General features: G+C 61.6%; 17 protein-coding genes. 1 reads left to right on the forward strand and 16 read right to left on the reverse strand.

Features of this window, described 5'->3' with window-relative positions; translation table 11 throughout:
• Window positions 1-18: 18 nt before the first annotated feature.
• From O9X62_RS14325 to O9X62_RS14335, 3 genes are all read right to left on the reverse strand, one after another.
• Window positions 19-1,374: a cytochrome bc complex cytochrome b subunit gene (locus O9X62_RS14325; RefSeq protein ID WP_269533608.1), complete on the reverse strand. Its 1,356-nt coding sequence runs from the start codon at window positions 1,372-1,374 to the stop codon at window positions 19-21.
• Window positions 1,375-1,389: 15 nt separating this feature from the next.
• A complete protein-coding gene (gene petA, locus O9X62_RS14330) occupies window positions 1,390-1,977 on the reverse strand; it encodes a ubiquinol-cytochrome c reductase iron-sulfur subunit (protein ID WP_269533609.1) in 588 nt (195 codons plus the stop codon).
• A 203-nt stretch (window positions 1,978-2,180) separates the two neighbouring features.
• Window positions 2,181-2,927 (reverse strand): Nif3-like dinuclear metal center hexameric protein, encoded by a 747-nt coding sequence (locus O9X62_RS14335; protein WP_269533610.1) that lies wholly within the window; start codon window positions 2,925-2,927, stop codon window positions 2,181-2,183.
• Between the two features lie 120 nt (window positions 2,928-3,047).
• Between O9X62_RS14335 and O9X62_RS14340 the strand changes: the two genes are divergently transcribed.
• On the forward strand, window positions 3,048-4,217 hold the full coding sequence (locus tag O9X62_RS14340; protein ID WP_269533611.1) for a Do family serine endopeptidase: 1,170 nt from the start codon (window positions 3,048-3,050) through the stop codon (window positions 4,215-4,217).
• Between the two features lie 91 nt (window positions 4,218-4,308).
• Here O9X62_RS14340 and tatC read toward each other — a convergent pair whose 3' ends face one another.
• The 13 genes from tatC to hisG all read right to left on the reverse strand — a co-directional run bounded on the left by tatC (window position 4,309) and on the right by hisG (window position 12,948).
• The gene (tatC, locus tag O9X62_RS14345; RefSeq protein WP_269533612.1) at window positions 4,309-5,049 is read right to left on the reverse strand and encodes a twin-arginine translocase subunit TatC; all 741 of its coding nucleotides are present in this window, start codon (window positions 5,047-5,049) and stop codon (window positions 4,309-4,311) included.
• Window positions 5,050-5,055: 6 nt separating this feature from the next.
• Window positions 5,056-5,481: a Sec-independent protein translocase protein TatB gene (gene tatB / locus O9X62_RS14350; RefSeq protein WP_269533613.1), complete on the reverse strand. Its 426-nt coding sequence runs from the start codon at window positions 5,479-5,481 to the stop codon at window positions 5,056-5,058.
• A gap of 21 nt (window positions 5,482-5,502) precedes the next feature.
• Window positions 5,503-5,718: a Sec-independent protein translocase subunit TatA gene (gene tatA / locus O9X62_RS14355; protein ID WP_269533614.1), complete on the reverse strand. Its 216-nt coding sequence runs from the start codon at window positions 5,716-5,718 to the stop codon at window positions 5,503-5,505.
• 73 nt (window positions 5,719-5,791) lie between these two features.
• On the reverse strand, window positions 5,792-6,151 hold the full coding sequence (locus O9X62_RS14360) for a histidine triad nucleotide-binding protein (RefSeq protein ID WP_269533615.1): 360 nt from the start codon (window positions 6,149-6,151) through the stop codon (window positions 5,792-5,794).
• The gene (locus tag O9X62_RS14365; RefSeq protein WP_269533616.1) at window positions 6,148-6,477 is read right to left on the reverse strand and encodes a phosphoribosyl-ATP diphosphatase; all 330 of its coding nucleotides are present in this window, start codon (window positions 6,475-6,477) and stop codon (window positions 6,148-6,150) included. The genes O9X62_RS14360 and O9X62_RS14365 overlap by 4 nt, the downstream gene beginning before the upstream one ends.
• Window positions 6,478-6,571: 94 nt before the next feature.
• Entirely contained in the window at window positions 6,572-6,967 is a 396-nt protein-coding gene (gene hisI / locus O9X62_RS14370) for a phosphoribosyl-AMP cyclohydrolase (RefSeq protein WP_269533617.1), read from the reverse strand.
• Complete coding sequence (gene hisF / locus O9X62_RS14375) at window positions 6,964-7,734, reverse strand: imidazole glycerol phosphate synthase subunit HisF (RefSeq protein ID WP_269533618.1); 771 nt, start codon at window positions 7,732-7,734, stop codon at window positions 6,964-6,966. Before hisF ends, hisI begins: the two co-directional genes overlap by 4 nt.
• 75 nt (window positions 7,735-7,809) lie before the next feature.
• Entirely contained in the window at window positions 7,810-8,547 is a 738-nt protein-coding gene (hisA, locus tag O9X62_RS14380) for a 1-(5-phosphoribosyl)-5-[(5-phosphoribosylamino)methylideneamino]imidazole-4-carboxamide isomerase (protein WP_269533620.1), read from the reverse strand.
• A 39-nt stretch (window positions 8,548-8,586) separates the two neighbouring features.
• Window positions 8,587-9,249, reverse strand: coding sequence for an imidazole glycerol phosphate synthase subunit HisH (gene hisH, locus O9X62_RS14385; RefSeq protein ID WP_269533621.1), 663 nt, complete (start codon window positions 9,247-9,249; stop codon window positions 8,587-8,589).
• A gap of 16 nt (window positions 9,250-9,265) precedes the next feature.
• A complete protein-coding gene (gene hisB, locus O9X62_RS14390) occupies window positions 9,266-9,859 on the reverse strand; it encodes an imidazoleglycerol-phosphate dehydratase HisB (RefSeq protein WP_269533622.1) in 594 nt (197 codons plus the stop codon).
• 8 nt (window positions 9,860-9,867) lie between these two features.
• Window positions 9,868-10,929: a histidinol-phosphate transaminase gene (gene hisC / locus O9X62_RS14395; RefSeq protein ID WP_269533623.1), complete on the reverse strand. Its 1,062-nt coding sequence runs from the start codon at window positions 10,927-10,929 to the stop codon at window positions 9,868-9,870.
• Entirely contained in the window at window positions 10,926-12,224 is a 1,299-nt protein-coding gene (gene hisD / locus O9X62_RS14400) for a histidinol dehydrogenase (RefSeq protein ID WP_269533624.1), read from the reverse strand. The genes hisC and hisD overlap by 4 nt, the downstream gene beginning before the upstream one ends.
• 76 nt (window positions 12,225-12,300) lie before the next feature.
• The gene (gene hisG / locus O9X62_RS14405; protein ID WP_269533625.1) at window positions 12,301-12,948 is read right to left on the reverse strand and encodes an ATP phosphoribosyltransferase; all 648 of its coding nucleotides are present in this window, start codon (window positions 12,946-12,948) and stop codon (window positions 12,301-12,303) included.
• Window positions 12,949-12,995: the final 47 nt, after the last annotated feature.

A 12,995-nucleotide genomic window follows, 5' to 3' on the forward strand; every position in this document is an offset into this window, starting at 1 on the left:
CTTATCCGTCTCCCTTGATCAGACCAGCTTGGCGAACACGAAGGCGCCAATCAGCGTCAGTGCGACGTAGCCGGCAAACGCAACCTGGCGTTCGGTATTGGTGTCGGTCGTACGTGACGGTACCGGCGTGGTGCCGACATCGTTACGGGTGTAGAACGGCATCGCAATAAAGAAGGCGAAGTAGATGAAGGTGAAGATCTGCGACAGGATGGTGCGCAGGCCCGTCGGTGCCTTGGCGCCGAGGATGCCGAGACCGATGAACGAGATGATGAACAGCACCAGCGCGATCTTGAAGTTACGGCCACGGTAGCGGATCGACTTCACCGGGCTGCGATCCAGCCAAGGCAGGAAGGCGATGATCACCACGGCGGCGCCCATGCCGATCACACCCCAGACCTGCGTACCCAGGAAGGACGGAATCGCGCGCAGGATGGCGTAGAACGGGGTGAAGTACCAGACCGGGGCAATGTGCGCCGGGGTCTTCAGCGGATCAGCCGGGTCGAAGTTCGGGTGTTCAAGGAAGAAGCCGCCCATTTCCGGCGCAAAGAACACCACATAGCTGAATACGACCAGGAAAACCGACACGCCCAGGATGTCCTTGACGGTGTAGTAAGGATGGAACGGGATGCCATCCACCGGGTGACCGGTCTTGGGGTCCTTGTTCTTCTTGATCTCGACGCCATCCGGGTTGTTCGAACCGACTTCGTGCAGGGCAACGATGTGCGCCACAACCAGGGCCAGCAGCACCAGCGGCACGGCAATCACGTGCAGGGCGAAGAAGCGGTTCAGCGTAGCATCGGACACCACGAAGTCACCGCGGATCCACACCGACAGGTCCGGGCCGATCACGGGGATCGAGGCAAACAGGTTCACGATCACCTGCGCACCCCAGAACGACATCTGGCCCCATGGCAGCAGATAGCCCAAGAAGGCTTCGGCCATCAGGCACAGGAAGATCAGCATGCCGAAGATCCAGATCAGTTCGCGCGGCTGCTTGTAGGAGCCGTACACGAGACCGCGGAACATGTGCAGATAAACGACCACGAAGAACATCGAGGCGCCCGTCGAATGCATGTAGCGGATGATCCAGCCACCAGCCACATCACGCATGATGTATTCGACCGAGGAGAAGGCGACGGAGACATTCGTACCGGGGATCAGCGAACCGTCCGGCTTGTAGTTCATCGTCAGGAAAATACCGGTGACGATCTGGATCACCAGCACCAGCAGGGCCAGCGAACCGAAGAAGTACCAGAAGTTGAAGTTCTTGGGCGCGTAGTACTCGGAGAGGTGCTCCTTGTACATCTTCGTCGCCGGGAAGCGATCATCGACCCAACCCATTACTGAGTTTGTCAGGGCTTGCAGTTTGCTCATGGATGCTTCCCTCTTTTACTTGTCGTCGCCGATCAGCACGAGGTTCGCGCTGATGAACTTGAACGGGGGAACCGGCAGGTTCGACGGTGCCGGTACGCCGGAGTAGACGCGGCCGGCCAGATCGAACTTGGAGCCGTGGCACGGGCAGTAGAAACCGCCCAGCCAGTCAGCGCCCAGATCGGCAGGTGCCAGGTCCGGCCGGAAGGTCGGCGAGCAGCCCAGATGGGTACAAACGCCTTCGGTGACCAGAATGCTGGCGTGGTCTTCGCGCGAGCGGGTCTTGTTCTTGGCGTAGTCGGGCTGGATGCTCTTGTCCGAGGACACATCGACCAGCTGGCCTTCCAGCTTCGCCAGATTGTCCATCTGCTCCTTGGTGCGGTTAACAATCCACACCGGCTTGCCGCGCCACTCGACGTCGATCTTCTGACCCGGTTCGAGCTTGCTGATATCTGCTTCCACCGGCGCGCCGGCCGCCTTGGCCCGCTCCGAAGGGAAGAAGCTGGCAATGAAGGGCACTGCGCCCCCGACCACCGCGACACCACCCACGGCGCCGGTTGCAAGCGTCAGGAAGCGCCGCTTGCTGTTGTCCACTTGATTCGTCATACCCAGTCCCTGACTTTCTGACTTTTTGAGGATGAGGTGAAACCCCGTGGCGCCACCGACCCGTGCAAAGCAGCGGCCACTAGCACCAAAACTAGCCGATTTTAACCGATTCCCCCAGCTTGGATAAGCTGTTGAAGCGCAGTCGCGACGATTCCACCCCTGTCACACGCACTTTTTTTCGACTTATTGCCCGCCGACACCCCCTAAACCGGGTTGTCCAGCTCTTGGTAATGCCAGACAAGATCAAACTGCCCGGCCAGATGCGCCGCCAGTGCCTGCACGCCATAACGCTCGGTGGCATGGTGACCGGCAGCCACAAAACCGACGCCTTGCTCCAGTGCGGCGTGGTAGTTGTGCTCGGATACTTCTCCGGTCAGATAAACATCGCAACCGGCTGCCACTGCCGCATCAAAATAGCCCTGCGCTCCCCCGGTGCACCATGCCACCTTGTGAACCGGCTGATCGGGCCGTCCCAGCAACATCGGATCCCGCCCCAGCTGCGCACCGACACGCACGCCAAACTCAGCCAGCGTCATGGGCGCAGGCAGGCTACCGGTCCAACCCATATCCTGCTCGCCAAAACGGCCCTCAGCCTGCAAGCCCAGGCGCAAACCCAGCTGGGCGTTATTACCTAGGTCCGGATGAGCATCCAGCGGCAGATGGTAGGCAAGCAGGCTGATATCGTGCGCCAGCAGCTTGGCAAGGCGACGCTTCTTGCGTCCCACCACGCGGGCATCTTCATTGCGCCAGAAATAGCCGTGATGCACGAGAATCGCGTCGGCCTGCCAGGCGATGGCCGCATCGATCAATGCCTCGCTCGCGGTCACCCCGCACAACAGCCTGCGCACCTCGGCCCGGCCTTCAACCTGCACGCCATTGGGGGCATAGTCTTTGTACCGGTCAACCTGCAGGAGTTGTCCGGTATACTTTTCCAGTTCTTGCAATGACATGGCAGCGGCTTCTCAAGGGTTGTCCACCCTCTGCTGCACCGCTACGCAGGCCGGAAATGTCGCGAATGCGGCAGCGAAGACGTCGTGAACAGGCACCAAGACAGGATCAAGGTAGGGCGGATGAAAAAACTCTGGCTGATTTTCGCACAAACCACCACGGCAGGCCTGGCCCTGTGGTTCCTGCTGACCCTGCTCAAACCTGCCTGGCTACCCAAGCAGGTGCAGGAGGTCGTCACCTTCAATCAAGCCGTCCCTGTCGTCACCCAACCCGTGGCGGGCAATGCGGGCAGCTACCGCGATGCCGTGCGCCACGCCATGCCCAGCGTGGTGAACATCTACACCAGCAAGCAGATCCGCCGCAAACGCCACCCCTTGCTGGATGACCCCCTGTTCCGGCGCTTCTTCGGTGACCGGCTCGATAGTGGTGCCGATGGCCAGCGTGCTGCCAGCCTGGGTTCGGGCGTGATCGTTTCGGCGCAGGGTTACATCATCACCAACAACCATGTCGTGGCCTCGGCCGACGAGATCGAAGTGGCGCTGGCGGATGGGCGCAGCGCCGAAGCCACCGTGGTCGGCACTGATCCGGAAACCGATCTGGCGGTCATCAAGATCGAACTCGACAAACTGCCTGCCGTTACCTTTGGCCAGGTTGAAAAGCTCAATGTCGGGGACGTAGTGCTTGCGATCGGCAACCCCTTCGGCGTGGGCCAGACCGTCACCATGGGTATTGTCTCGGCGCTGGGCCGCAGTGGCCTGGGGCTGAATGCTTTCGAGAATTTCATCCAGACGGATGCTGCCATCAACCCCGGTAACTCGGGTGGCGCCCTGGTAGATGCCCTGGGTAACCTCGTGGGGATCAACAGCGCGATCTACTCGCAATCAGGCGGCAGCATGGGAATCGGTTTTGCCATTCCCGCCAGCACCGTCAAAAGCGTGATGGAGCAGATCATTCGCGATGGCGCCGTCACCCGCGGCTGGATCGGCGTCGACACCCAGGAGCTGACACCCGAGCTGGCAGAAAGCTTCGGCCTCAAGAGCACGGCCGGCGTCCTGATCGGGGGCGTGGTACGTGGTGGCCCAGCCGACAAGGGGGGCATACAGCCTGGCGATGTGCTGGTTGCTATCAACCAGCAAGCGGTCGCCGATTTCGCAACGATGCTGAACCTGATTGCCGCGCAAAAACCAGGGCAGGAAGCCGTGGTCCAGGTCATGCGTAGCGGCAAAGCCGTGGATGTGAAGGTCAGGATCGGCAAGCGGCCTTACTTTGAGGCCGCCGAGCAGGAAGAATAGGACGCTCAGAAAGGTCGCCTTGATTTGCAAGGACAAGGGACGCCCCAATGAAAACGCCGCGATCTCCGCGGCGTTTTCATTGGGGCGTCATCTATTCTTGCGCGGCTTGTGCCGGCTTGGGCACGATCAGCCAGGCCGCCATTACCACGCCCAGCTCGTAAAGCAGCCACAGGGGCACCGCCAGCATGATCTGCGAGAGCACATCGGGCGGGGTCACAATAGCGGCGATTACGAACGCCCCCACAATCACATAGGGGCGGATCTCGCGCAGCTTGGCGACGGTAACCAGACCCATGCGCACCAGCACCATCACGATGACCGGGGTCTCGAAGGTCAGACCGAACGCGAGGAACATGCCGAGTACGAAGCTCAGGTATTTGTCGATATCGGTCATCATCGCCACGCCCTCTGGTGTGGCGGCCGACATGAAACCGAATACCACAGGAAAGACGAGCAGGTAGGCAAAGGCCATACCCACGAGGAACAGCACGAAACTGGATGCTACCAGCGGCAGGACGAGACGCTTCTCGTGCTGGTAAAGGCCCGGCGCCACAAAGGCCCACGCCTGATACAGCGTATGCGGCAGGGTAATCAGGAAGGCCGTCATGGCCGTGACTTTGAGCGGCACGAAAAACGTCGAGGTCACATCGGTGGCGATCATCTGGCTGCCTGCCTTCATGGCATTGAGCATGGGCAGGGCCAGCAGGTGGTACAGATCACCAGACCAGTGAAACAGGACCAGAAAAGCCAGCAGCAGCAACACGGCCGCACGCACCAGGCGCGTGCGCAGCTCGATCAGGTGTTCAATCAGGGGTTGCAGCTCTTCTTGCATGGCGGCCTATCGGCGATCGCGGGCGGGGCGGGGTTTGTGCGGCGAGGCCGGGCCGGCAAACAGGTCGAACTGCGGCTGATCCGCCACTGGCGGTGCCTCCGTTGCTGGGCTGGCTGTTTCCGGCGCAGGGGCAGATAGCGCCTCATCCGCATCCTGCAGGCTGTTGCGCAGATCCTGCTCCACCGGATCCAGTTGCTGGCTCAGCTCGCTGTGCAACTGCCTTCCCGTGGCTTTCATTTCCGCCTCGAACTGGCGCAGATTGTCGATATCGATCTCGCGCTGGATATCGGCCTGCACACCGGCCACATAGCGCTTGAGCCGGGCAACCATCGCCCCCAGCGTCCGCGCCACCTTGGGCAGGCGCTCGGGCCCGATGACGACCAAGGCAACGGCGCCAACGACCAGCAGCTCACCAAAACTGAAATCGAACACGAATCAGGTCCGCTTGCGCAATTACTGCTTGTCGGCCTTCTCGTTATCGAACACACGTGCGCCATCAACCGGCTTCTCGGTGACCTTGGGCGTTTCGTCCTCGCCCTTCATGCCATCTTTGAAGCCCTTGACGGCCGAGCCCAGGTCCTTGCCCACATTGCCGAGCTTCTTGGTGCCGAATACCAGCACCACAATCACCAGAACCACCAGCCAATGCCAGATGCTGAACGAACCCATTTACTTACCCTCTCGATAATCCGTTGTGTTGTTGCCGACGACACAGTGTGCGCCGCACTTGTTAGTCAGCCCGTTACTGTATGAGTTGCGCCATCATGGTCTCGGCCTTGCCGCCGCCACCGAATACATGCAGGTGCAGGTGGAAAACCGACTGGCCACCCTGCTCGCCCGTATTGATCATGGTACGGAATCCTTCCGTCAAACCCTGCTCACGCGCCAGCTTGGGCGCCAGTGCCAGCAACTTGCCCAGCATGGCTGCATCGTCGGCCGTGGTTTCCAGCAAGGAGCGGACATGGTGCTTGGGCACGATCAGGAAGTGCACCTTGGCAACCGGGTTGATGTCGTGGAAGGCGATCACCGCGTCGTCTTCATAAACCTTGTTCGACGGGATCTGTCCCGCCGCGATCTTGCAGAACAGGCAGTTGTCGCTCATGGCGTCTCCGTGCGCGCGTTTTTCTCATCGATCCCGGAGATCCCTTCGCGGCGGGCCAGTTCGGCCAGCACATCATCGGGCCCCAGGCCTTGGTGGGACAGCAGCACCAGCGTGTGGAACCACAGGTCGGCCACCTCGTAGACCAGATGAAGCTTGTCACCATCCTTGGCAGCCATCACGGTCTCGACAGCCTCTTCGCCCACCTTCTTGAGGATGCTGTCCAACCCCTTGTGCATTAGCTTGGCGGTGTACGAACTGGCCGGATCGCTCCCCTTGCGGGCTTCGAGCGTATCGGCGATACGGTACAGGATGTCGGCATTGACCATGAAGATAGACCCCCGGAAGACGGGCGATTATAGGCGGGGAGTAAGACAGTTGGGTGACAAGTCGCGCAGCGGTGTTGCCCCAAGCGCAGGCTGATCAGTGCCCGGTGCCATTAGCGTAGATGCTGGCCGGGTCTTTGAGCACTGGGTCGGTCACCACCCACTCGCCCTGTTCGAGACGCCGGTACAGGCAGCTCTCACGCCCCGTATGGCAGGCCATGCCGCCCGCTTGGTCAATCTGCAGCACGATCACATCGCCATCACAATCAAGCCGCAGCTCGTGCACGGTTTGCGTATGGCCCGACTCCTCACCTTTTTTCCACAGCTTCTGGCGCGAACGCGACCAGTAGTGGGCAATGCCGGTATCGGCCGTAAGCTGCAGTGATTCGCGGTTCATCCAGGCCACCATTAGCACGCGCTGGGTCTGGGCATCCTGCGCAATGGCGGTGACCAGGCCTTTGTCGTCCCAGCGGACCTCGTCGAGCCAACTCACAGCCGCACCTCGATACCCTGCTCGCGCATCAGCTGTTTGGCCTCACCTACGGTGTGATCGCCAAAATGGAAGATGCTGGCAGCCAACACGGCATCGGCATGACCCAGTTTGATGCCATCAGCCAGATCCTGGAGCTTGCCCACACCACCTGAAGCAATCACCGGGATGCTCACCGCATCGCTGACGGCCCGTGTCAGCGCCAGATCAAAACCCGAGCGCGTGCCGTCCTTGTCCATGCTGGTCAGCAGGATTTCGCCGGCACCGCGGCGCTGCATGGTCAGCGCCCACGCCACCGCATCTAGCCCGGTCGCATTGCGCCCGCCATGGGTGAACACTTCCCAGCGAGGCGTCTCATCCGGTGCGGACACGCGCTTGGCATCGATCGCCACCACGATGGCCTGCGAGCCGAAATAACCGGCAGCGTCCTCAACCACCTGCGGGTTGGTCACGGCGGTGGTGTTGATCCCGACCTTGTCGGCACCGGCGTTAAGCAAGCGGCGCACATCCTCGACCTTGCGTACCCCGCCACCGACGGTGAGTGGAATGAACACCTGCTCGGCCACGGCCTCGATGATGTGAAGGATCAAATCGCGGTTATCCGAACTGGCCGTGATATCCAGAAAGGTCAGCTCGTCCGCACCTTGCAGGTCGTAACGGCGTGCAATCTCGACCGGATCGCCCGCATCACGCAGGCCGACAAAATTGACGCCTTTGACCACACGGCCGTCAGTCACGTCGAGACAAGGGATGATGCGTTTGGCGAGCATGAGTGGCTAACGGCAGTAAAGAATGCAGTGAGTAGGGTGCAATAAGCGCAGCGCATTGCACCCTAAGATTGGCGCTCAAGCGCCGAGTTCGTCTGCCAGCGTCTGGGCCGCCGCAAAATCCAGCGTGCCCTCGTAAATCGAGCGTCCGGCAATCACACCCGCCACGCCTTCGCTTTCGACCGCGCACAAGTGCTTCACGTCATCGAGATTGGTCAGGCCGCCCGAGGCAATCACCGGCACTGTCAGTGCCTGCGCCAGCCGCACGGTGGCGTCGATATTGATACCGCTGAGCATGCCGTCGCGGCCGATATCGGTGTAGATCACCGATTCCACGCCGTAGTCCTCGAAGCGCTTGGCCAGATCGACGACATCGTGGCCGGTGATCTTGCTCCAGCCATCAATGGCCACCTTGCCGTCCTTGGCATCGAGACCAACGATGACCGAACCGGGGAAGGCATCGCAGGCCTCGTGCAGAAAGCCGGGGTTCTTGACCGCCGCGGTCCCCAGGATCACATAGCGCAAACCGGCTTCCAGGTATTTGTCGATGGTATCCAGATCACGGATACCCCCACCAAGCTGGACCGGAATATCGGTGCCCACCACGTCCAGAATCGCTTTTACGGCCGCCAGATTCTTGGGCTTGCCGGCAAATGCGCCGTTGAGGTCAACCAGATGCAGGCGGCGCGCGCCGGCGTCCAGCCAGCGCTGTGCCATCTCGGCAGGGTCGCCGAAGATGTCGGCGGAATCCATTTCACCTTGCTTGAGACGGACGCATTGTCCGTCCTTGAGGTCGATGGCGGGGATGATCAGCATGATGGGGTATCGTAAGTACGTTTATGGGCAGACAACAGCTTAGCGTTGGCCATTCCAGCCGGCAAAATTGCGCAGCAGCTGCAATCCGGCTTCGTGACTTTTCTCGGGGTGGAACTGGGTAGCGAAAATAGTATCCCGTGCCACGGCAACGGTGAAGGGAAACGGATAGGCACTTTCACCGACGATCAGCGCCTCATCCCCCGCTTGCATGTAGTAGCTGTGCACAAAGTAGAAGCGCGCACCATCGGCGATACCGTGCCAAAGCGGGTGGTCGCGACGCTGGCGTACCTCGTTCCAGCCCATGTGCGGCACCTTGAGCCGCGCGCCCTCCTCGCCCACCATGCGCTCAGCAGGGAAACGCCGCACCTGGCCGGGGAAGATGCCGATGGCAGGGGTCAGGCCACCATCAGTGGCGCCCTCTTCGCTGCCTTCAAACAACAGTTGTGCACCCACGCAGATACCCAGGAACGCCTTGCTGGCCGCAGCCTCCTGCACGGCGATGCGCAAACCGCGTTCGTCCACCTCGCGCATGCAGTCGCGCATCGCGCCCTGACCGGGAAACACCACTTTATCGGCGGCGGCTATCTCGGCCGCATTGCTGGTCAGCAGCACGCGCTGGTCCGGTGCCACATGTTCCAGCGCCTTGGTGACCGAGCGTAGATTGCCCATGCCGTAATCAATGACGGCGATTGTCTGATTCATGATGAAGTCCGGCGCCTTACGCGGTCAGCGTGCCCTTGGTGGAGGGCATGGCCCCGGCGGCGCGCTCGTCAACCTCCACCGCCATGCGCAGCGCACGACCAAAGGCCTTGAAGATGGTCTCGGCCTGATGGTGGGCATTCTTGCCCTTGAGGTTATCGATATGCAGCGTGACCATGCCGTGGTTCACAAAGCCATGGAAAAACTCGCTGAACAGGTCCACATCGAACTGGCCGATGCTGGCGCGCGTGTACTCGACGCCATACTCCAGCCCCGGCCGGCCACTGAGATCGATGACCACGCGGCTCAGCGCTTCGTCCAGCGGCACGTAGGCGTGGCCGTAGCGGCGGATGCCCTTCTTGTCGCCCAGCGCCTTGGCCAGCGCCTGACCCAGGGTGATGCCGATATCCTCGACGGTGTGGTGCGCATCGATATGCAGGTCACCCTTGGCAACGATATCGAGGTCGATCAGCCCGTGACGGGCGATCTGATCCATCATGTGCTCCAGAAACGGCACCCCGGTATCAAAGCGGCTCTTGCCGCTGCCGTCCAGGTTGAGCGTAACGGTGATCTGGGTTTCCAGCGTGTTGCGGGTAACGGTAACGGTGCGCATGGTCGGGTTCACAGGCAGTTGGGCAGGGCAGCCAGGACGCGGCTGTTTTCATCGGGCGTGCCGACGGTGAAACGCAAACAGTTTGCCAGCAGCGCATGGCCGCCGTGCAGGTTCTTGATCAGGATGCCAGCCGCCTTGAGCGCCGCAAAGGTGCGCGGTGCGTCAGGCACGCGGGCCAGCACGAAATTGGCTTCGGACGGAAAGACCGTCACCCCCGGCAAAGCCGCCATGGCGGCGCTCAGGCGTGCGCGCTCGGCGCGCAATACAGCGGCCTGTTCGGTAAACACGCTCAGGTGTGCCAGCGCAAACTGGGCCGCAGTCTGGGTGAGCACGTTGACGTTGTATGGGGGCCGCACCTTGTCGAGCTCGCCTATCCAGTCAGCCGGGCCAGCCATATAGCCGAGACGGATGCCCGCCAGCCCCAGCTTGGACAGCGTACGCATGACCAGCAACTTGGGATGGGTGCCAGCCATGTTCATGAAGCTGTCGTCCGCAAAGGCCGTATAGGCCTCGTCCACCACCACCATGCCTGGTGCCGCAGCCAGAATCGACTCGATATCGGCGCGTGCATAGCGCGGGCCGGTGGGGTTGTTCGGGTAGGCCAGAAACACCACAGCAGGCTGTTCGGCTTCGACGGCGGCCAGCATGGCCGGCAGATCAAGCGCAAAGTCTGCCGTCAGCGGTACGCCCACATAGCGCAGACCGCTGAACACGGCATTCATGCGATACATCACAAAACTGGGCTCAGCAGCCAGCAAGGTTGCGCCGGGCTTGGCCAGCGCCTGGCAGATCAGCGTAATCAGCTCGTCCGAACCATTGCCCAGGATCAGCGATGCGCCATCCGGAATCGCGAACGCCTCGCGCAACTGCTGCGGCAGCGCGCCGCCATGCGGATCGGGATAGCGGTTCAGTGCCGCACCCGCCAGTCTTTGCGCCAGTTCGGCCTGCAAATCGGCCGGCAGGGGGAATGGGTTCTCCATCGCATCGAGCTTGATCAGACCGCTGGCATCGGCCACATGGTAGGCCGACAAGGCAGCAATTTCCGGGCGTACCCAGTCACGCGCGTTCATGTCGATGCCTTCAGGCGATACTCGGCAGACTTCGCGTGTGCCGGCAGACCCTCGCCATGGGCCAAGGTGCTGGCAATGCGGCCCAAAGTCTGTGCGCCTGCTTCGGAGACAAAGATCAGGCTGGAACGCTTCTGGAAATCGTACACACCCAGCGGGCTGGCATAGCGCGCCGTGCGTGAAGTGGGTAGCACATGGTTGGGGCCGGCGCAGTAGTCGCCCAGCGACTCGGAGGCGTAGCGACCCAGAAAGATCGCGCCGGCGTGGCGAATCTGCTGCTGCAAGGCCCAGGGGTCGGCCACGGAGAGCTCCAAGTGTTCGGGCGCAATCCGGTTGGCGATAGTCGCGGCCTCGGCCAGATCACGCACTTCGATCAGCGCACCACGGTTGCCCAAGCTCGCGGCAATGATGTCGCGGCGCGGCATGGTGGACAGCAGCTTTTCGATGCTGGCCGCCACCTTGTCGAGGTAAGCCGCATCAGGGCACAGCAGGATGCTCTGGGCGATTTCGTCGTGCTCGGCCTGACTGAACAAGTCCATGGCAATCCAGTCCGGATCGGTTTCGCCATCGCAGATCACCAGGATTTCGCTCGGGCCCGCCACCATATCAATACCGACCACCCCGAATACCGCGCGCTTGGCTGCGGCTACGTACTGGTTGCCGGGGCCGGTCACCTTGTCCACCTGCGGAATCGTCTGCGTGCCATAGGCCAGCGCACCGACGGCCTGTGCGCCGCCGATCGTAAAGGCGCGATCCACGCCGGCAATGTAGGCCGCGGCCAGCACCAGATCATTACGCTCGCCGCGCGGTGTGGGCACCACCATGATGATTTCGCCCACTCCCGCCACCTTGGCGGGAATCGCATTCATCAGTACCGAGGACGGATAACTGGCCTTGCCACCGGGTACATAGATGCCCACGCGATCCAGCGCGGTGACAGCCTGACCGAGCACGGTGCCGTCTTCATCCTCATACTGCCAGCTCGGTTGGACCTGCTTTTCGTGATAGCGGCGCACGCGGGCGGCGGCGGCCTCGAGCGCATCCCGCTGTGCGGACGGCAAACGCTGGTAGGCGGCTTCAAGTTCGTCGCGGCGCAGTTCCAGATCGCTCATGCTGGCAACGCTGAGGCCGTCGAAGCGATTGGTGTACTCGACGACAGCGGCGTCGCCGCGCGTTTTGATATCGGCCAGAATGCGCGCTACGGCGGCATCGACTTCCGGGTTCTGCGCAGTCTCGAAAGCCAGCAGCGCGCCCAGCTGGGTGTCGAAATCGGCTTGTCGGGTAGAGAGGCGTTTCATCGTTTTACTCGCTGGTCGGGCTGTGCCCGACTGTGGTTGTACAGGGTCGGGCAGACAGCTGAATCAGCGGTCCGCGTCAGACGTGATGGTGTGCGCTCGCACGGGAGAAGGCGTCAATGATCGGTTGAATACGGTTGCGCTTGAGCTTGAGGGCGGCCTGGTTGACCACCAGCCGCGAGCTCACATCCTGCACATGCTCCACGGCCACCAGCTTGTTGGCCTTGAGCGTGCCGCCAGTGCTGACCAGATCGACTATCGCATCAGCCAACCCCACCAGCGGGGCCAGTTCCATGGAGCCATACAGCTTGATGAGATCCACATGCACACCCTTACCGGCAAAGTGCTGGCGTGCCGATTCCACATATTTGGTCGCCACACGCAGCCGCGCACCCTGGCGCACCGCGCCAAAGTAATCGAAGCCCTCAGCAACAGCCACCATCAGCTTGCAGCGTGCAATGTCCAGATCGAGGGGCTGATACAAGCCCGCACCACCATGCTCCAGCAGCACGTCGTACCCGGCAATGCCGATATCGGCGGCACCGTATTGCACATAGGTAGGTACATCCGTCGCACGCACGATGACCAGCCGCACATCGTCGCGGTTGGTAGCGAGGATAAGCTTGCGTGAGCTGTCGGGGTCTTCCAGCGGCTGAATGCCGGCGGCTGCAAGCAGCGGCACGGTCTCTTCAAAAATGCGGCCTTTGGACAGGGCGATGGTAATCATGCGGACACAAAATGGCGTGGAGGCCGGATTATGCCGGGCTGGCACAC

The organism is Chitinimonas sp. BJYL2, assembly GCF_027257935.1.
In the GTDB taxonomy this organism is placed as follows: Bacteria; Pseudomonadota; Gammaproteobacteria; order Burkholderiales; family Chitinimonadaceae; genus Chitinimonas.

What these genes read in the sequence shown, in the direction of transcription:
- O9X62_RS14360 (WP_269533615.1), bottom strand. Translation starts at nt 6,151, where the DNA reads ATGAGCGACAACTGCCTGTTCTGCAAGATCGCGGCGGGACAGATCCCG.
- tatA (WP_269533614.1), bottom strand. Translation starts at nt 5,718, where the DNA reads ATGGGTTCGTTCAGCATCTGGCATTGGCTGGTGGTTCTGGTGATTGTG.
- tatC (WP_269533612.1), bottom strand. Translation starts at nt 5,049, where the DNA reads ATGCAAGAAGAGCTGCAACCCCTGATTGAACACCTGATCGAGCTGCGC.
- hisD (WP_269533624.1), bottom strand. Translation starts at nt 12,224, where the DNA reads ATGAAACGCCTCTCTACCCGACAAGCCGATTTCGACACCCAGCTGGGC.
- hisB (WP_269533622.1), bottom strand. Translation starts at nt 9,859, where the DNA reads ATGCGCACCGTTACCGTTACCCGCAACACGCTGGAAACCCAGATCACC.
- petA (WP_269533609.1), bottom strand. Translation starts at nt 1,977, where the DNA reads ATGACGAATCAAGTGGACAACAGCAAGCGGCGCTTCCTGACGCTTGCA.
- O9X62_RS14335 (WP_269533610.1), bottom strand. Translation starts at nt 2,927, where the DNA reads ATGTCATTGCAAGAACTGGAAAAGTATACCGGACAACTCCTGCAGGTT.
- O9X62_RS14325 (WP_269533608.1), bottom strand. Translation starts at nt 1,374, where the DNA reads ATGAGCAAACTGCAAGCCCTGACAAACTCAGTAATGGGTTGGGTCGAT.
- O9X62_RS14365 (WP_269533616.1), bottom strand. Translation starts at nt 6,477, where the DNA reads ATGGTCAATGCCGACATCCTGTACCGTATCGCCGATACGCTCGAAGCC.
- hisG (WP_269533625.1), bottom strand. Translation starts at nt 12,948, where the DNA reads ATGATTACCATCGCCCTGTCCAAAGGCCGCATTTTTGAAGAGACCGTG.
- hisH (WP_269533621.1), bottom strand. Translation starts at nt 9,249, where the DNA reads ATGAATCAGACAATCGCCGTCATTGATTACGGCATGGGCAATCTACGC.
- hisF (WP_269533618.1), bottom strand. Translation starts at nt 7,734, where the DNA reads ATGCTCGCCAAACGCATCATCCCTTGTCTCGACGTGACTGACGGCCGT.
- hisC (WP_269533623.1), bottom strand. Translation starts at nt 10,929, where the DNA reads ATGAACGCGCGTGACTGGGTACGCCCGGAAATTGCTGCCTTGTCGGCC.
- O9X62_RS14340 (WP_269533611.1), top strand. Translation starts at nt 3,048, where the DNA reads ATGAAAAAACTCTGGCTGATTTTCGCACAAACCACCACGGCAGGCCTG.
- hisA (WP_269533620.1), bottom strand. Translation starts at nt 8,547, where the DNA reads ATGCTGATCATCCCCGCCATCGACCTCAAGGACGGACAATGCGTCCGT.